The following is a 17,093-nucleotide window of genomic DNA, read 5'->3' on the forward strand; positions in this document are numbered from 1 at the left end:
TCGGCGTGGCCTGGGCAGTCTACGTGTGCGTAGTGGCGAGTCGGGGTGTCGTATTCAACGTGGGAAGTGTTGATGGTGATACCACGAGCTTTTTCTTCTGGTGCGTTATCGATCTGGTCGAATGCGCGAGCAGAACCACCGTAGGTTTTTGCCAGAACGGTAGTGATTGCAGCGGTCAGCGTTGTTTTACCATGGTCAACGTGGCCGATAGTACCGACGTTAACGTGCGGTTTTGTACGTTCAAACTTTTCTTTAGACATCGATTGTCCCTCTAAGACACGGATAAATCGGTGATATCACCACATCAACCAGGCGAAATGCCTGAACTGTTGAATACATTTAAATTGAAACAGAGAGAAACGGGAGGAGAAGTGAAGTGGTGCTGATACCCAGAGTCGAACTGGGGACCTCACCCTTACCAAGGGTGCGCTCTACCAACTGAGCCATATCAGCACGTATTGGAGCGGGCAGCGGGAATCGAACCCGCATCATCAGCTTGGAAGGCTGAGGTAATAGCCATTATACGATGCCCGCATCCTGAAACTCGGCTACCCAGTTCTTTCTGTAACAAAAAAAGAGATTTCTCTCTTTTCATGTTCGAGCTGGTTAATTTTTCCAACCAGCTCCGGCGGCATTTACGCTGCCAGAAAGTGGTGGTGGGGGAAGGATTCGAACCTTCGAAGTCTGTGACGGCAGATTTACAGTCTGCTCCCTTTGGCCGCTCGGGAACCCCACCGGACTTGATGGTGCCGACTACCGGAATCGAACTGGTGACCTACTGATTACAAGTCAGTTGCTCTACCTACTGAGCTAAGTCGGCATCAAGTAGCGCGCATTCTATGGAGACATGCGCAGTCATGCAACTAAAAAATTGCATAAAACGTTCTTTCGCTCACATTTTATGCGAAACCAGTGCTAACCGCTTTAAATTCATCCGCTCGCGGTCAAATATTCAACATGAACCCCTGATTTACCCCTTCTATACCGTACCGTGATACCTCCCGCGTAAAGCATCGCTTTCCCATATTTTTTCTTATTATTCCTGTCATCTGGTGTTAACCTCCTGCCCATTGTCCAAAATTAACTATGTGAAGAGCCATGACCCGGCAGTTTTGTGCTGGCTCACAGAAGCATGCTTATGAGCAAAAAAGAGCAAACGTTAATGACACCCTATCTTCACTTTAACCGCAGCCAGTGGGCTGCCCTGCGTGATTCCGTTCCTATGACGCTGACGGAAGGTGAAATCGCACGGTTAAAAGGGATAAACGAAGATCTGTCCCTGGAAGAGGTGGCAGAAATTTATCTTCCCCTCTCTCGCTTGCTTAACTTCTATATAAGCTCGAACCTCCGCCGCCAGGCGGTACTGGAACAGTTCCTCGGTACTAACGGTCAGCGTATTCCTTATATCATCAGTATCGCGGGCAGCGTGGCAGTGGGTAAAAGCACCACCGCGCGCGTGTTACAGGCGTTACTGAGCCGCTGGCCAGAACACCGCAGCGTGGAACTGATTACCACCGACGGCTTCCTGCATCCCAATGAAGTATTGAAAGAACGCGGGTTGATGAAGAAGAAGGGCTTCCCGCTCTCTTATGATATGCACCGTCTGGTGAAATTCGTCTCTGATCTGAAATCGGGCGCGCCTAACGTCACTGCGCCGGTTTACTCGCATCTGATTTACGACCGTATCCCGGATGGCGACAAAACGGTTGTGCAGCCAGACATCCTGATTCTGGAAGGGTTAAACGTGCTGCAAAGCGGGATGGATTATCCTCACGACCCGCATCACGTCTTTGTTTCCGACTTTGTTGACTTCTCTATCTATGTTGATGCGCCGGAAGATCTGCTGAAAAGCTGGTATATCAACCGCTTCCTGAAGTTCCGCGAAGGGGCGTTCACCGATCCTGATTCCTACTTCCATAATTACGCCCAGCTCTCTAAAGAAGAGGCGATCAACGTCGCAACGGGACTGTGGAATGAGATCAACTACGTGAACCTGAAAGAGAACATCCTGCCAACACGTGAGCGCGCCAGCCTGATCCTCACCAAGAGTGAGAAACACGCTGTCGACCAGATCCGTCTACGGAAGTCATAACGCAGATATAAAAAAACCGGCTTCACGCCGGTTTTTTTCTTTACGCATGCGGCTTTTCGCCATTTTCATCCTGATCGACCGCGAAGCAGGCCACCAGTTGTCCACGATAATCCTTCAACTGTGGCTGCAACTGCGTGCAGGGCCCGAAGCGTCGGCTACAGCGGGCATTGAACGCACATCCCGGAGGTGGATTCAGCGGGCTTGGCAACTCGCCGGTCAGCTTAATGCGCTCACGACGATCGTCCGGATTCAGACGCGGCGTCGCAGACAGCAGTGCCTGGGTATACGGGTGACGAGGATTATTGAAGATCTGCTCTTTCGTCCCTTTCTCCACGCAGCGCCCTAAGTACATCACCATCACTTCATCGGCAATGTGCTCCACGACAGACAAATCATGTGAAATGAACACATACGACAGCCCCAGATCCTGCTGCAGATCCATCATCAGGTTCAGCACCTGCGCACGTACGGATACGTCGAGCGCAGAAACAGGCTCATCGGCAATCACCACGTCCGGGTCAAGCATCAGACCACGGGCGATGGCGATACGCTGACGCTGGCCGCCCGAGAACATATGCGGGTAGCGATCGTAATGCTCAGTTTTCAAACCCACTTTCGCCATCATCGCCAGCGCTTTCTCACGACGCTGCTCTTTGCTCAGGTTGCTGTTGATAAGCAAAGGCTCTTCCAGAATCTGCCCCACTTTTTTGCGCGGGTTCAGTGAACCGTACGGGTTCTGGAACACAATCTGGATTTTCTGGCGACGCAGCTTCTGCGCCTGTGGGTCGTGCTTGAGCAGATCCTGCCCCTGATAGTACAGCTCGCCGCCGGTTGGCACTTCAATCATCGTCAGCAGACGGCCCAGCGTCGATTTGCCACAGCCGGACTCCCCCACCACCGCAAGCGTTTTACCGCGCTCCAGGGTAAAAGAGACGCCGTCCAGCGCTTTGACCAGGCGCTCGGGAGCGAATAAGCCCTTCTTCACCGGGTAGTGTTTTTTCAGGTCGATGGCCTGCAACAGCAGTTGTTGCGTACTCATAGTGTTGGCCTCCCGGCATCATCGAGTGGGTAGTGGCATTTGGACTGGCGACCGTCAGCCAGCAGATTCAGCTCTGGCTCGTCGACGCGGCATTTATCCGTCGCATACGGACAGCGCGGGTTAAGCAGACAGCCCTGCGGACGGTCATATTTACCCGGCACAACCCCCGGAAGCGAGGCCAGGCGCGCTTTATCCTGCGCAAATTCCGGCAATGCGCGCAGCAGAGCCTGCGTATACGGATGACGCGGGGCACGGAAGATATCGTGTGAACTTCCGGTCTCCACCACCTGGCCTGCATACATCACGATGATTTTGTGTGCCGCTTCAGCCACCAGCGCCAGATCGTGCGTAATCAGCACCAGCGCCATATTCTCTTTCTGCTGCAGCTCCAGCAGCAGCTCGATGATTTGCGCCTGAATGGTTACATCCAGCGCGGTTGTCGGTTCATCGGCGATCAGCAGTTTTGGTCGACAGGCAATTGCCATGGCGATCATCACGCGCTGGCTCATCCCGCCGGATAACTGGTGAGGGTAAACGTCCAGACGCGATGCCGGATCGGGAATACCCACCTGCGTCAGCAGATCGATAGCGCGCTGACGACGGGTTTGCTTGTTACCCCCCTGATGCACCTTGATGGCTTCCATAATCTGGAACCCCACGGTGTAACACGGGTTCAGGCTGGTCATTGGGTCCTGGAAGATCATCGCCACTTCCGCGCCCACCAGCTGGCGGCGCTGCTTCTCGGAAATGCGCTGCAGATCCTGACCATTAAATTCCAGGCTTTCCGCCATTACGCGGCCGGGATAATCAATCAGCCCCATGATTGCCAGCGAGCTTACTGACTTACCGGAACCAGACTCCCCTACGATACCAACCACTTCGCCCTGATTTACGCTGTAGCTGATGCGGTCCACGGCGCGAAACGGTGTGCCTTCGTCGCCGAAGTGCACCGATAATTTATCTACATTTAATAACGCCATCTCGTGCCTCTTACTGCTTCAGTTTGGGATCAAGTGCATCACGCAGACCATCACCCATCAGGTTAAATGCCAGCACCGTCAGCAGAATCGCCAGACCCGGGAAGGTGACGACCCACCAGGCGCTTTGCGCGAACTGCAACACGTCGGAGAGCATAGTGCCCCACTCCGGTGTTGGCGGCTGCGCACCCATGCCAAGGAAGCCAAGAGCGGCCATATCGAGAATGGCGTTAGAGAAACCGAGCGACGCCTGAACAATCAGCGGCGCAAGGCAGTTAGGCAGAATATTGACGAACATCTGGCGCATCGCACCCGCACCCGCCACGCGAGAAGCGGTGACGTAGTCTCGATTCACCTCAACCAGGACAGCCGCACGGGTTAATCGGACATAGTGCGGCAGCGCAACGAACGTCAACGCCAGGGCAGCATTACCTATCGAAGGTCCAAAGACCGCCACCAGCACCAGCGCCAGCAGCAGGCTTGGCAACGCCAGCATGATGTCGACGATACGCATGATGACGTTATCGACGATGCCGCCGAAGTAGCCAGCCACCAGGCCGAGCACAACGCCCATGATCAGCGACAGTACAACAACGAGGCAGCCCACCAGCAGCGACAGACGCGCGCCGTACATCAGACGCGACAGCACGTCACGGCCCACATCATCGGTACCGAGCAGGTGCGTCAGGCTACCGCCGTCCTGCCAGGCAGGTGGCGCGAGTAGCGCATCGCGGAACTGGTCCGCCGGGTTATACGGTGCGAGGAAGTTCGCAAACACCGCAATCAGGATCATGATAACAACATACACCAGCCCTACCACCGCGCCTTTATTGCGCTTGAAGTAGTGCCAGAATTCCTGCAGCGGCGTCATAGGAACCGGTGCAGCGACCACGTTATTTTGAGTGACTTGTGACATGACGGCCCCTTACTTCTTATGACGAATACGCGGGTTCACCACGCCGTACAGCAAATCGACCAGCAGGTTGACGAGGATAATCATCGTCGCAACCAGCAGTACACCGCCTTGCACAACCGGATAGTCACGGCGTTGCAGCGCGTCAATCAGCCAGCGACCAAGGCCCGGCCAGGAGAAGATGGTTTCCGTCAGGATCGCCCCTGCCAGCAGCGTCCCCACCTGCAGACCGATAACGGTAACGACCGGCAGCATGGCGTTACGCAGGGCATGAACGATGATGACGCGCATGCGGGTTAACCCTTTGGCACGCGCGGTACGGATGTAATCTTCGCCCAGCACTTCCAGCATGGAGGAACGGGTCATACGCACGATCACCGCCAGAGGAATGGTGCCCAGCACCATCGCAGGCAGGATCATGTGCGCGACGGCATCAATGAAGTTGCCCTCTTCGCCCCAGATAGCCGTGTCGATCAGCATAAAGCCGGTGAGCGGGTTGGTATCATCAAGGAAAACCATATCACTGACGCGCCCGGAGACCGGGGTTAGGTTCCATTGCACGGAGACCAGCATGATCAGCATCATGCCCCACCAGAAGATAGGCATGGAGTAACCGGTCAGCGCCAGACCCACGGCGGTATGGTCAAAAATAGAGCCACGCTTAACGGCAGCCAGTACCCCAACAGGAATACCCACCGCAGTGGCAAAAATCATGGCGCAGATGCCCAGTTCCAGCGTCGCTTTGAAACGCGGCACGAACTCGTCCCACACCGGAAGACGGCTTTTGAGTGAAATCCCTAAATCACCGTGCAACACGCCCCAGATATAGTGGAGGTACTGCTGCCACATAGGCTTATCAAGGCCGAGTTCAGCCAGCAGTTGCGCATGACGCTCAGGGGAGATACCACGCTCGCCCGCCATAATCATTACCGGGTCGCCGGGGATCATATGGACGAAGGCAAAAGTGAGAAGGGTGATACCGATAAACGTCGGGATAACGAGTCCCAGACGTCGGAGGATGAACTGCAACATAACCCGGATTCTCTCTGATGACGCACGACCAGTGGCGTGACGTCTGTATTGCTCACAAATGTAAATTCCCTCTCCCTTTGGGAGAGGGTTAGGGTGAGGGGATGCATGCACGACCCTCACCCCTGCCCTCTCCCAAAGGGAGAGGGAGAACACCCTACTTGTTATTCAACAGATACGTTTTCGAAGTGGTGTTTGCCCAGTGGATCAACCACGTAGCCCTTCACTTCTTTACGCACTGGCTCGTACACGGTGGAGTGAGCAACAATCAGCGCCGGGGCCTGATCGTGCATAACAACCTGCGCTTGCTTGTACAGTTCAATACGTTTGTTGTGATCGTCGGTCGCACGCGCCGGCTGGATCAGATCTTCAAACGGCTTGTAGCACCAGCGAGAGTAGTTGGAACCGTCTTTCGCTGCCGCGCAGCTGAACAGGGTGGCGAAGAAGTTGTCCGGATCCCCATTGTCGCCGGTCCAGCCCATCATCACCGCCTGGTGTTCACCCGCTTTGGCGCGCTTCAGGTACTCGCCCCACTCGTAGGTCACAATCTTGGCCTGAACGCCGATCTTCGCCCAGTCAGCCTGAACCATTTCCGCCATACGGCGCGCGTTCGGGTTATATGGACGCTGAACAGGCATTGCCCACAGTTCAACGGTAAAGCCTTTATCCTGGCCCGCTTCTTTCAGCAGCGCTTTCGCTTTCTCAGGATCGTAGGTGTAGTCTTTAATGTCGTCGTTATAGCCCCACATGGTTGGTGGGATCAGGTTCTTGGCAGCAACGCCAGCGCCCTGGTAAACGGCTTTGATGATCGCTTCTTTGTTCACCGCGTAGGTCAGCGCCTGACGCACTTTCACGTCATCAAACGGTTTCTTCTCGGTGTTGAAGGAGAGATAGCCCACGTTCAGGCCAGCCTGCTCCAGCAGGTTGATGTTCTTGTCCTGCTTCATACGAGCGATGTCAGCCGGGTTCGGGTACGGCATAACCTGACATTCGTTTTTCTGCAGTTTTGCGTAACGCACGGAAGCGTCAGGCGTGATGGAGAAGACCAGACGGTCGATCTTCGGCTTGGTGCCCCAATAGCCTTCGAATGCTTTATACAGAATGCGGGAGTCTTTCTGGTACTGCAGCAGCTGGAATGGACCGGTACCGATTGGGTTCAGGTCGACTTTCTCCGGCGTACCGGCTTTCAGCATGTTGTCCGCGTACTCTTTAGAGAGGATAGAAGCGAAGTCCATGGCCAGGTCAGCCAGGAACGGTGCTTCCGGACGCGTCAGCACGAACTGAACGGTTTTATCGTCCACTTTCTTCACTTCGGCGATCAGGTCCGGCAGACCCATCCCTTCGAAGTATTCATAGCTGCCGCCAGACACTTTATGGTACGGGTTCTGGGCATTTTTCTGACGGTCGAAAGAGAACACAACGTCGTCGGCGTTAAAGTCGCGCGTTGGTTTGAATTCTTTGCTGTCCTGCCACTTCACGCCCTGACGCAGGTGGAAGGTATAGGTTTTACCGTCTTCGCTGACTTCCCACTTCTCAGCCAGACCCGGAATCACTTCCGTGGTGCCGGTTTTAAATTCAACCAGACGGTTATAGATCGGTACAGAGCTTGCGTCGTACGTCGTACCAGAGGTAAAGAGCTGTGGGTTAAAGCCTTCCGGCGAGCCTTCAGAACAGTAAACCAGGGTTTTTGCCTGTACGCTTGCTGCTACGGTCATAGCCACCAGGCTCAGACCAAGCTTTAGCATCCCTGACTTCTTCAAGGAAATACTCATTATTCTGCTCCAATGTGATGTTTTGCTTTGTTGTGTTACGCCGCCTGACCTTTATTTATTTTTTACCCGGTCTGGTCGGTGATGCCCGAAGGCTTTAAAGGGATGGAGAATCCTTTCAGAAGAGCGTTTGAGTTGCAGCGCAGATCGTCCCTGAAATGCCCCTCATGCCCTACAATCTGTCAACAGAATGTGAAAACGTCAATACAGGTGACGGGGATTTACGCGGAGTGTGAGAAACCGCAAACAAAGATTAAAAAAACCTCCAGCGCCAGTTTTCAGCAGGGAAATTTATGCTACTCACCATGTGGCAGCACAAATATCTTCATATTTCGCAACATGTAGTGATTAACTTTTATTCAGATTGGGTAAATTTTCTTGCGGAATGGTGATTATCTGAGCACTAAATTCCGCGAACGTTAAAACGCACAGCGAAAAATGCTGAGGTTATCCATAAGCAACGCGAAAAAAGATCAATCCATATATAAAAAAATACAATGGATAATGTCACAAAATCGTTAACAGGCAGGGTGAAGCAGGGCTAAGGGGCGTTTTAATGAGTCTGGCTGGCTAACGCCATAATGCAAAAAGGGCTAACCTTGCGGTTAGCCCTTTTTTAAATGTGGTCGGCGAGAGAGGATTCGAACCTCCGACCCACTGGTCCCAAACCAGTTGCGCTACCAAGCTGCGCTACTCGCCGAATGCGGAGCGCATCTTACTGCTGAGGTGCGCCCCCGTCAATCCCTTATTTTCAAAAAGCCATTCAACTGGCGATATTCTCGCCAGAGCAGCTACTGCGCGGCTTTTGCGGTGTTATCAGGGAGTTTACACCAGTTGTTGTTTTCGTTGATCCCACCGTTCGGTGAGGTATAGCCGAGACAACCCATAATGGTGTCGTACAGCTCAACGTGACGGCGCGGGACCTTGATCTCTGCCTGCTGCTTCAAATGCGCAAACATTTTGGCTTTGTCAGGGTTCTCAAGGTACTTATCCGACATCCACATGATCATCGGCACGCGGAACTGCTCCGGCGGCGCAAGCTTGCGTGGCGTACCGTGCAGGTGTTCTTTTTCGTTGATGGACTCGCCGTGGTCAGCCGCGTAGATCACAATCGCTTTCTTATCGCGAAGCTCGTCGATCACCCTGCTCAGGAACGTGTCCACATACAGAATCGAGTTGTCGTAGGCATTGATCAGCTCCTGCTTGCTGCAGTTTTTGTTAATGCCGACACACTCAGGCGTCCATTTCGCGAAATCGCGCGTATAACGCTGGTAATAGCTGTAGTGCGAGCCTTTGGTATGCAACACGATAAGATGCTTACCCTGCGGATGGTTTTTCAGCGACTGTTCCATCTCGGAGAGCAGCAGCATGTCATCGACATTCTTCCCACGGTTGCGCGGCTCGGCGCCAATCTGCTCGCGATAGGCGATGTTATCCGCCATGGTGTTGGTGTAGAACCACATCTCACTTTGCATAGCGAACAGGTCGGAGCTAAATCCAAGCTGTTTCAGTACAGCAAACACGTTCTGCTCTTTGAGCGTACGCTGCGGGTTATCGCTGGCACCGCCTTCACGCACAAACATACAGCGCAGAGAGAGCTTCGTCGCGGTATCGCAGGAGTAACCGCGGTAAGCCACGAGGTTCTTTTCCTGGGCCAGTTTTGGCGTGGTATCGCGGTCATAGCCGAGAATACCCATATGATCCCAGCGCGTGGTTTCACCGATAACAAAGACGACGTAGGTATCATCCAGCCCGTCAGCCGGTGCCACGTAATTGAATTTTTTCGTCGGATTCATCAAGGATTTTACATCACTCGATTCGTCCGCCTGTGCCCAGGCATACAGGCCTAAGGCCGAGAGCCAGTTGGAGGGCAAATAAGAGTTAGCGACCACACCGCCGTAGCTTGGCATGTCGACGCCCGTCGCTTTTTCGATACGTTTTTGCTGTTTTTCCATCAAGCGAATCGGTGCCCAGACCAGTAATCCGGCCAACAGGACAACGGCGATATTCCGGATCCGCTGCCCGCGCGTGCGCAGCTGGCGTAACAACGTATAGCGGCAGGTATTACTCCAGATAAAGAAGAGCGGTATCAGACAGGTTAAAACCGTCCAGACGATAAAGCCCTTACCTACGACCTCTTTCGAGAGATCGATATCGGTGGTCATGACTGACGCCACAATCCCATAGCCAATGACCACATTCATAAAGGTCATGTAATAACTGGCGGCGGCAGAAATAATGACAACCAGTGAAGCCAGAATTTGCCACGGGCGTCGGCCAAAAAGGGAAAGCAGACGTAACAGGAAGAAGGTAGCGAGGATGGAACCGAACACTTCAATTGCAGCAAAAATTCCATTTCTTACGGTGAGGTGCTCGAAATAACCTTCCACTCGTCTGAACAGCACCGCGCCATTCAGAAACAAACCGATATAGACAGCCAGCATCAGACACAATCTTTGCTGGGTAAGAGACCTAATGTATTTCATGCAAACAACCCTGGGGGAAGGGGTATAGAGACCCGCCGACTCTCATCGAGAAAACAGACAGAGTAAGTATGTGCGTAGGAAAGCGTTATCAGAAACGTCTACAAGCGCGGTAAGTAGACCACAGCGGGAGAGAAAAGTGGCAGCAGAGAATGTGATCCGTGCAAATTTTTACAAAAAAGCAAGTCAGGAAGCGTATTCCCCAGCGCAAAAAAAGAGGCCATTACGGCCTCTCCTTATTCGTTACGCATGCGCTTCGCTAAATACTTCTCGCTGCGGCTGACGAATCGTCGTCGACAGCGCCAGGGAAATAATCAGCAAGGCAAATATCACGCAGAAGGTCACATAGAACCCGCCGAACAATGAAGCAATTAACGAACCGCAGATACTGCCGATCCCGAAGCCCAGATAGATGACGCCGTAGTTTTTTGCCAGATTGTTCAGGCCAAAGAACTCGCTCACCAGAGACGGGAAGACGGTAATGGTGCCGCCAAAGTTAAAGGCCACGCAGGCAATCGCGGCAAAGAAAGTGGCCTCATTCAGCGGTGCAAACAGCAGCGCCGCCATGCCCACCAGCGAAACCACCTGCCCTATCGTAATGACCCGGATACGGGCAATTTTATCAGACAGAATACCGAGCACCAGACGGCCCGAGAGGTTGGCAATAGAAATCACGGTGACCGCATTCGCCGCCGTGGCCGCGTCCAGTTTCACCATGCCCTGCGCGATATCTTTCGCCACGCCAATGACATACAGACCGCTCATGCAGGCCGTCAGGAACATCACCGCCAGCATCCAGTACTGTGGTTTGCGCATAGACTGAGCCAGGGTGAAGTCGTTCTCCACCACGCCGTTAACGGATTTCACCTCCTGCTGTGGCGCATCGGTCATCAGCGTTGCACCGAACAGAATCATCACCAGAACGATAACGCCCCAGATCATAAAGGTTTTTTCAAGGCCAACGGAGGCCAGCAAGTGGGAATCGATAAATTTGAACCCGAGGCTGCCCAAACCATATGAACCGATGGCAAACGCGGAGATCAAACCTTTACGCTCCGGGAACCACTTCACGCAGTTCGACAGCGTCAGCAGATAACCAGCACCGTCTGCCAGACCCACCAGCACCCCGGCGCTCAGCCAGAGCATCATCAGGTTGTTGGAATGCGCCGTCAGGAAAAAGCCCACGCCCAGCAGGATCCCGGACGCCATGGTGACGCGCTTAACGCCAAAGCGCTCCTGCAGTTTGCCCGCGACGGAAGAGGAAAGCGCCAGCCCCAGGCTCAGCAGGCCGAAAGAGAACGCCACCTGGCTCACCGGTGCACCGAGCTTATCGGAAAGCGCACTGTTGAACAGGCTCCAGGTGTAGACCGAGCCCAGCGCGAACTGGGTCACGATAGTGCCGAAAAGCGTGAGCCAGCGCGTACGGTTATAAGTTGAAGTGTTCATGGCAGTTGTCCTGCAAGAGAAATTAAGGAAGTTCGCTGAGGACAACAATAAACAAAACCTTATTACCGCTGGGGTAAAACGGCATGAAATGCAGGAGGAACGGAATGAAATGCCTGGAATCGGGAATGAATGACCTTGCCGGGAACGGCATGCACAATTGTTAGTGCTCGCTATCGCGACAAGGCGCGCCGTTATTGTATTTAAGATGTTATCGCAACGTTGGAAAAAGTGACAACTTTAAAAGTTTGCACTCACACCCAGGGTGTACATAAACTCCTCGCCCGTCGTGGTGTTTTCCCCCTGAGCCAATGACGCATAGGCCGCCATATGGGTTGTAAACGGCATATCCGTTCCGACGGTCACGTCCATCCAGCTGCTGTTTTGTGCAATAGCAGGCGTCTGTGACATCCCGAACTGAGATTTCCACTGGTTCTCGCCAAACTGCTGATTGAAACTGACCTGCGCCCAGGGCCGAAGATCGCCATATTGCGTATCCACGCGCCAGCCCAGGCTGCTCACGCTGGCATGCCAGAGCGGATCGGTCAGCCCCTGCGTCGTCACGCTATCACCGAATTCATTAATCATCATGGGTGCCGTGCCATCGTAACGCCACGCCATCACCGGGCCGGTTGTTATATTTCCCGCCAGCGGAAAATTCCAGCCCACGCTCATACTGCCTTCCGCTGTCGGGCCGGAAGGCGAATTCAGGGCAAGCCCAGGTCCAGTTTGCGAAGTCTTAATACGTTCTGCCAGAATGTCTTCATAACGCGGTTGGTGATCCGCATCCCATGTATAGCGTTCCGCCGTATTACTTTGTGCGTCTGAAACGATATATTCCTGTTGCCAGGCAGATGCTGTGTGACAAAAAAACAACCACGCTGAAATCCCCACCAGGCCAGAAACAGCATGGCGACCACTGATTTTTTTTATCATCATCAAAGCGACTCCAGAAAGAGCCAATTTCGGCGATATTTATCGTTGTTCAGGAAGAGGTTAACGGGCATATAGCCCTGTATTAACTATTGTCTTTAAAGTAGACACGTCAAGCCTGACGAAATGAAATTTTTTGCGATAACCGTGTGAATAAGGGAGATAACCTATGCAACGTTGCGGCTGGGTAAGCCAGGATCAGCTCTATATCGACTATCACGATCGTGAATGGGGCATACCGGAAACGGATGGCAAAAAACTGTTTGAAATGATCTGCCTTGAAGGCCAGCAGGCGGGTTTGTCATGGATTACCGTACTGAAAAAAAGGGAAAATTACCGCAACGCCTTCCACCAGTTCGATCCTGTCGCCATCGCCGCCATGACCGAAGAGGACGTCGAACGACTGGTACTGGACGCCGGTATCATTCGTCATCGCGGGAAAATCCAGGCCATCATCGGCAATGCACGCGCTTACCTGGCGATGGAGCAAAACGGCGAGTCATTTTCAGAATTTGTCTGGTCTTTTGTGAATGACACGCCACACGTCACGCAGGCCGCTACGCTCGGGGAGATCCCCGCCTCCACACCCGCTTCAGATGCACTCTCTAAGGCGCTGAAAAAACGCGGTTTTAAATTTGTCGGCAGCACCATCTGTTACGCCTTTATGCAAGCCTGTGGGCTGGTCAACGATCATATTACGGGCTGCTTCTGTCATCCGGGAGGCCACTATGATCCGCAAATGGCAAAGTGAAAATACCGATCCGCTCCTGAGTCTGTGGCTTGCAAGCACCACGGAGGCGCATCCGTTTATCGATGCAAACTACTGGAAAGAGAACGAAGCCATGGTGCGGGAGGTTTACCTGCCGTCGGCGGAAACCTGGGTCTGGGAACAGGACGGAAAGCCGTGCGGATTTATCAGCGTGATGCAGTCGCAGTTTGTCGGCGCGCTGTTTGTCGCACCGTCGTACATCGGGAAAGGCATCGGGCGGGCGCTGCTGAACCATGTTCAACAGCGCTTTCCGCATTTAAGCCTGGAGGTGTACCAGAAAAATGTCCGGGCGGTGAATTTCTACCATGCGCAGGGTTTTCGCATTGAAGATAGCGCCTGGCAGGATGATACCCAACACCCGACGTGGATCATGAGCTGGCAGGCGGATCAAACGCCGTTAACGTAAGCGCTGGCCCCTGATATTTCTCGACCCATGCCAGCGCCGTATTCCCCGCGCAGCCATTCCCCAGCTTCGAGCTGGGGAGATCTTTAGTCAGCACGTTAACCGCCCCGTTTTTACAGATACCGCCTTCGCTCAGGTCCAGATCCGGCCATGCCCCCTGGTGAATGCAGATAACGCCCGGCTTAATCCCGTCGCTCACCACCGCTCCCGCCAGCACCTGTCCGCGCCCGTTCCAGACGCGCACCACATCGCCATCTGCGATTCCACGTGCTTTCGCATCTTCGGAATGCAGGGTAATGGGCTCGCGCCCGGCAACCGCATACTGCTCGCGAAGTGACGTATAGTTCAGCTGGCTGTGCAGGCGGTGCGCCGGATGGGCAGATAAGATCTGAAGCTGCCCCTGCTGCGCGTTGCCGTGCCATTCGTCTGGCTCCAGCCACATGGGGTGCGGTGGGCAATCAGCATAGCCAAAGCCAGCAATGCGCTCGCTGAAGAGAACGATTTTCCCGCTTTCGGTTTTTAGCGGATGGTTCTCCGGGTCGCGGCGGAAATCAGCGAAACGGACAAACTGCGCATTTTGCTCGCTCTCCGGCATTTCGAAGATGCCGTTCGCTTCCCAGAACTCAGCAAACGGCGGCAGCGTCACGCCTTGTGCTGCGCCACGCTGGGCCGCAATCTGGTAGAAGGTTTCCAGCCATTCCAGATCCGTTTTGCCTTCGGTAAAACGCTCGCGCCCGCCCGCTTCCCAGCGCTCGCTCAGTTCCGCAAAGACGTCAAAATCATCACGCGCTTCATCGCGCGGCGCGACAACACGCTTCATTGGCACCATGTGCTGGTTGCTGTAGTCGCCGGTCATGGTGAGATCGTTACGCTCAAACGAGGTGGTCGCAGGCAGCACAATATCGGCATGCTTAGCCGAGCCGGTCCAGAAGCACTCGGAAATGACCACCAGCTCCGGCTTCTGCCAGGCGCGGATTAGGCGGTTGGTGTCCTGATGGTGCGTGAAGTTCGACCCGCCCGCCCACCAGACAAATTTAATATCCGGGAAGTGGCAGTCCAGACCGTTGTGCTGATAAAAACCGCCCGGGTTTTCCAGGGCTTCAACAATGCGCGCCACCGGGATTTTATCCACGGCATCCACGCCGCCCTGCACCGAGCCCTGCAGAGACGCCAGCACCGCCGCTTTACGCGTTGGGTTACCGCCGTTCGCAAAGTGATAGGAGAGACCAAAACCTCCGCCCGGCGTGCCAATCTGCCCAAGCATTGCGGCAAGGGTCACCAGCATCCAGTGCTTCTGCTCGCCAAACTGCTGGCGCTGCATTCCCCAGCCGGACATTAACATGGTGGTATTTTTATGGAACAACGCCGCCAGTTCGCGGAGTTTGCCCGCAGGAACGCCACAAATCTCTGCTGCCCATTCCGCTGTTTTAGCCACCCCATCGGATTCACCCGTCAGGTAGTCGGCAAATTTATCGAAACCGGTGGTACAACGCGCCAGGAATTCCACATCGTGCCAGCCGTTTTCAACCAGCGTATGGGCGATACCCAGCATCATCGCCACGTCGGTGCCCATATGCGGGGCAATCCACTCGGCGCTGACGCCGAAGAAATCCATGGTTTCCGAACGCATTGGGTCAATACAGAGGATGCGCTTGCCGCTTTTGCGCAGCGCGTCGAAATATGACACGCCCTGCTCATCGCTGGCATTCCAGGCAATTTTCAGGGTGTTGAGGGGGTTAGCGCTCCACAGCACAACCACATCAGTATGTTCCAGCACCAGCGGCCAGCTGGTCTGCTGTTGGTAGACCTCATTCCCGCCCATGACATACGGCATAATCGCCTGCGCCGCACCGGTGGAGTAATCTCCCAGATGGCCGGTGTAGCCCCCGGCCAGACTCATATAGCGCTGCAGCAGCGTCGAGGCCTTGTGCAGCACGCCGTTCGAACGCCAGCCGTAAGAGCCAGCAAAAATGGACGACGGACCATAGCTATCACGGATACGTTTATGCTGGGTGTGAATCAATGCCAGCGCCTCATCCCAGCTCACGCGGACAAACTCATCCTGTCCCCGAATACCTTGCGGTTTGTCTGGCGAAGCCAGATAACCTTTACGCACCATCGGCCAGCGCACGCGCGTTTTGCTATGCACCTGATCGCGAACGACAGTCTGTAACGAGTTGGGATGCTGTGTTGGCAGTGCCCCGCGGGACGACAGGACAGTTTCCCCGTCGGTTTCGACCAGCATGGGTCCCCAGTGGGCGGCGGTCAGAATGGTTTTGGTTGAGGTGCTCAAAGCGTGCGCTCCTGGTTGCGTGCAGGTTTACGGCCTTCTTAATTGAGGCGATTTATGGTTTGTCACAAATTTCAGAGTCATACACTGAATTTTCTCCGTATCTGGACGTCATAATCAACTGCCACGCTCGCCGTGGCAAAGAATAAAAAGGATTAAGGAAATAAGATGAAAAAACGCGTACTCGTTATTGCCGCTCTGGTGAGCGGTGCACTGGCTGTTTCTGGCTGCACAACTAACCCTTACACCGGTGAACGCGAAGCGGGTAAATCCGGCATCGGCGCGGGCATCGGCTCGCTGGTTGGGGCAGGCGTTGGGGCACTCTCTTCCTCCAAGAAAGATCGCGGTAAAGGCGCACTGATTGGCGCAGCAGCAGGTGCAGCACTGGGCGGCGGCGTCGGTTATTACATGGATGTGCAGGAAGCGAAACTACGCGACAAAATGAAAGGCACAGGCGTGAGCGTCACGCGCAGCGGCGACAACATCATCCTGAACATGCCAAACAACGTGACCTTTGACAGCAGCAGCGCAACGCTGAAACCAGCAGGTGCAAACACCCTGACCGGCGTGGCGATGGTGCTGAAAGAGTACAATAAAACCGCCGTTAACGTGATTGGCTATACCGACAGTACCGGCAGCCAGGATCTGAACATGCGTCTGTCTCAGCAGCGCGCCGATTCCGTGGCCAGCTCGCTGATCGCCCAGGGTGTTGAAGCGAACCGTATCCGCACCAGCGGCATGGGTCCGGCAAATCCAATCGCCAGCAACAGCACGGCGGAAGGCAAAGCACAGAACCGTCGCGTAGAGATTACGTTAAGCCCAATTCAGTAGGTAAAAGCAAAACGGCAACCCCGTTGCCGTTTTTAGTGTTTGCGCCCTCTCCCGTGGGAGAGGGTTGGGGTGAGGGCATCAGACCGCAACCTCCGGTAAGCGCAGCGACACCGGGCAAATTA

The 17,093-nt window shown here is 54.3% G+C and carries 14 protein-coding genes and 5 tRNA genes; 4 read left to right on the forward strand and 15 right to left on the reverse strand.

Annotated features, from left to right (window positions below; translation table 11 throughout):
• From AC2T6E_RS16425 to AC2T6E_RS16445, 5 genes are all read right to left on the reverse strand, one after another.
• Nucleotides 1-260 (reverse strand): GTP-binding protein (locus AC2T6E_RS16425; RefSeq protein WP_048990204.1); only part of this gene is annotated, 260 nt, incomplete at its 3' end.
• Between the two features lie 117 nt (nucleotides 261-377).
• Nucleotides 378-453 (reverse strand) — tRNA-Thr (locus AC2T6E_RS16430).
• A 6-nt stretch (nucleotides 454-459) separates the two neighbouring features.
• Nucleotides 460-534: transfer RNA gene (locus AC2T6E_RS16435), tRNA-Gly, on the reverse strand.
• Between the two features lie 117 nt (nucleotides 535-651).
• Nucleotides 652-736: transfer RNA gene (locus tag AC2T6E_RS16440), tRNA-Tyr, on the reverse strand.
• 8 nt (nucleotides 737-744) lie between these two features.
• Nucleotides 745-820: transfer RNA gene (locus AC2T6E_RS16445), tRNA-Thr, on the reverse strand.
• 318 nt (nucleotides 821-1,138) lie between these two features.
• Here AC2T6E_RS16445 and coaA point away from each other — a divergent pair.
• Complete coding sequence (gene coaA / locus AC2T6E_RS16450; RefSeq protein ID WP_010426211.1) at nucleotides 1,139-2,092, forward strand: type I pantothenate kinase; 954 nt, start codon at nucleotides 1,139-1,141, stop codon at nucleotides 2,090-2,092.
• A 40-nt stretch (nucleotides 2,093-2,132) separates the two neighbouring features.
• Here coaA and dppF read toward each other — a convergent pair whose 3' ends face one another.
• The 9 genes from dppF to AC2T6E_RS16495 all read right to left on the reverse strand — a co-directional run bounded on the left by dppF (nucleotide 2,133) and on the right by AC2T6E_RS16495 (nucleotide 12,684).
• Nucleotides 2,133-3,131, reverse strand: a complete 999-nt coding sequence (gene dppF, locus AC2T6E_RS16455; RefSeq protein WP_010426213.1) for a dipeptide ABC transporter ATP-binding subunit DppF — start codon at nucleotides 3,129-3,131, stop codon at nucleotides 2,133-2,135.
• Complete coding sequence (gene dppD, locus AC2T6E_RS16460) at nucleotides 3,128-4,111, reverse strand: dipeptide ABC transporter ATP-binding protein (RefSeq protein ID WP_010426220.1); 984 nt, start codon at nucleotides 4,109-4,111, stop codon at nucleotides 3,128-3,130. The genes dppF and dppD overlap by 4 nt, the downstream gene beginning before the upstream one ends.
• A 10-nt stretch (nucleotides 4,112-4,121) precedes the next feature.
• Nucleotides 4,122-5,024 (reverse strand): dipeptide ABC transporter permease DppC, encoded by a 903-nt coding sequence (dppC, locus tag AC2T6E_RS16465; RefSeq protein WP_010426221.1) that lies wholly within the window; start codon nucleotides 5,022-5,024, stop codon nucleotides 4,122-4,124.
• Nucleotides 5,025-5,033: 9 nt separating this feature from the next.
• Nucleotides 5,034-6,053: a dipeptide ABC transporter permease DppB gene (gene dppB, locus AC2T6E_RS16470; RefSeq protein WP_006177810.1), complete on the reverse strand. Its 1,020-nt coding sequence runs from the start codon at nucleotides 6,051-6,053 to the stop codon at nucleotides 5,034-5,036.
• Nucleotides 6,054-6,214: 161 nt separating this feature from the next.
• Nucleotides 6,215-7,822 carry a dipeptide ABC transporter periplasmic-binding protein DppA gene (gene dppA, locus AC2T6E_RS16475; protein ID WP_010426223.1) on the reverse strand — a complete coding sequence of 536 codons (1,608 nt, stop codon included), beginning with the start codon at nucleotides 7,820-7,822 and terminating at the stop codon, nucleotides 6,215-6,217.
• Nucleotides 7,823-8,442: 620 nt separating this feature from the next.
• A tRNA-Pro gene (locus AC2T6E_RS16480) sits at nucleotides 8,443-8,519 on the reverse strand.
• A gap of 91 nt (nucleotides 8,520-8,610) precedes the next feature.
• Nucleotides 8,611-10,305, reverse strand: coding sequence for a kdo(2)-lipid A phosphoethanolamine 7''-transferase (gene eptB, locus AC2T6E_RS16485; RefSeq protein ID WP_148400228.1), 1,695 nt, complete (start codon nucleotides 10,303-10,305; stop codon nucleotides 8,611-8,613).
• Between the two features lie 240 nt (nucleotides 10,306-10,545).
• Entirely contained in the window at nucleotides 10,546-11,748 is a 1,203-nt protein-coding gene (locus tag AC2T6E_RS16490) for an L-lactate MFS transporter (protein WP_010426225.1), read from the reverse strand.
• A gap of 237 nt (nucleotides 11,749-11,985) precedes the next feature.
• Nucleotides 11,986-12,684 carry an autotransporter domain-containing protein gene (locus AC2T6E_RS16495; RefSeq protein ID WP_010426233.1) on the reverse strand — a complete coding sequence of 233 codons (699 nt, stop codon included), beginning with the start codon at nucleotides 12,682-12,684 and terminating at the stop codon, nucleotides 11,986-11,988.
• 163 nt (nucleotides 12,685-12,847) lie between these two features.
• Between AC2T6E_RS16495 and tag the strand changes: the two genes are divergently transcribed.
• Both tag and AC2T6E_RS16505 read left to right on the forward strand, forming a co-directional pair.
• The gene (gene tag, locus AC2T6E_RS16500) at nucleotides 12,848-13,429 is read left to right on the forward strand and encodes a DNA-3-methyladenine glycosylase I (protein ID WP_454539997.1); all 582 of its coding nucleotides are present in this window, start codon (nucleotides 12,848-12,850) and stop codon (nucleotides 13,427-13,429) included.
• Nucleotides 13,407-13,853 carry an N-acetyltransferase gene (locus AC2T6E_RS16505; protein WP_010426237.1) on the forward strand — a complete coding sequence of 149 codons (447 nt, stop codon included), beginning with the start codon at nucleotides 13,407-13,409 and terminating at the stop codon, nucleotides 13,851-13,853. The genes tag and AC2T6E_RS16505 overlap by 23 nt, the downstream gene beginning before the upstream one ends.
• Here AC2T6E_RS16505 and AC2T6E_RS16510 read toward each other — a convergent pair.
• A complete protein-coding gene (locus tag AC2T6E_RS16510; RefSeq protein ID WP_486692535.1) occupies nucleotides 13,816-16,143 on the reverse strand; it encodes a molybdopterin guanine dinucleotide-containing S/N-oxide reductase in 2,328 nt (775 codons plus the stop codon). The two genes, AC2T6E_RS16505 and AC2T6E_RS16510, sit on opposite strands and share 38 nt — an antisense overlap.
• A 165-nt stretch (nucleotides 16,144-16,308) precedes the next feature.
• On the opposite strand from AC2T6E_RS16510, the gene AC2T6E_RS16515 reads away from it, so the two are divergent.
• Nucleotides 16,309-16,971, forward strand: coding sequence for an OmpA family lipoprotein (locus AC2T6E_RS16515; protein WP_010426241.1), 663 nt, complete (start codon nucleotides 16,309-16,311; stop codon nucleotides 16,969-16,971).
• Nucleotides 16,972-17,093: the final 122 nt, after the last annotated feature.

It is taken from the genome of Enterobacter sp. B79-1, from assembly GCF_057444735.1.

Bases quoted from the DNA above. Each gene is read 5' to 3' on its own strand.
- coaA (WP_010426211.1), top strand. From the start codon at position 1,139: ATGAGCAAAAAAGAGCAAACGTTAATGACACCCTATCTTCACTTTAAC.
- dppF (WP_010426213.1), bottom strand. From the start codon at position 3,131: ATGAGTACGCAACAACTGCTGTTGCAGGCCATCGACCTGAAAAAACAC.
- dppD (WP_010426220.1), bottom strand. From the start codon at position 4,111: ATGGCGTTATTAAATGTAGATAAATTATCGGTGCACTTCGGCGACGAA.
- dppC (WP_010426221.1), bottom strand. From the start codon at position 5,024: ATGTCACAAGTCACTCAAAATAACGTGGTCGCTGCACCGGTTCCTATG.
- dppB (WP_006177810.1), bottom strand. From the start codon at position 6,053: ATGTTGCAGTTCATCCTCCGACGTCTGGGACTCGTTATCCCGACGTTT.
- dppA (WP_010426223.1), bottom strand. From the start codon at position 7,822: ATGAGTATTTCCTTGAAGAAGTCAGGGATGCTAAAGCTTGGTCTGAGC.
- eptB (WP_148400228.1), bottom strand. From the start codon at position 10,305: ATGAAATACATTAGGTCTCTTACCCAGCAAAGATTGTGTCTGATGCTG.
- AC2T6E_RS16490 (WP_010426225.1), bottom strand. From the start codon at position 11,748: ATGAACACTTCAACTTATAACCGTACGCGCTGGCTCACGCTTTTCGGC.
- AC2T6E_RS16495 (WP_010426233.1), bottom strand. From the start codon at position 12,684: ATGATGATAAAAAAAATCAGTGGTCGCCATGCTGTTTCTGGCCTGGTG.
- tag (WP_454539997.1), top strand. From the start codon at position 12,848: ATGCAACGTTGCGGCTGGGTAAGCCAGGATCAGCTCTATATCGACTAT.
- AC2T6E_RS16505 (WP_010426237.1), top strand. From the start codon at position 13,407: ATGATCCGCAAATGGCAAAGTGAAAATACCGATCCGCTCCTGAGTCTG.
- AC2T6E_RS16515 (WP_010426241.1), top strand. From the start codon at position 16,309: ATGAAAAAACGCGTACTCGTTATTGCCGCTCTGGTGAGCGGTGCACTG.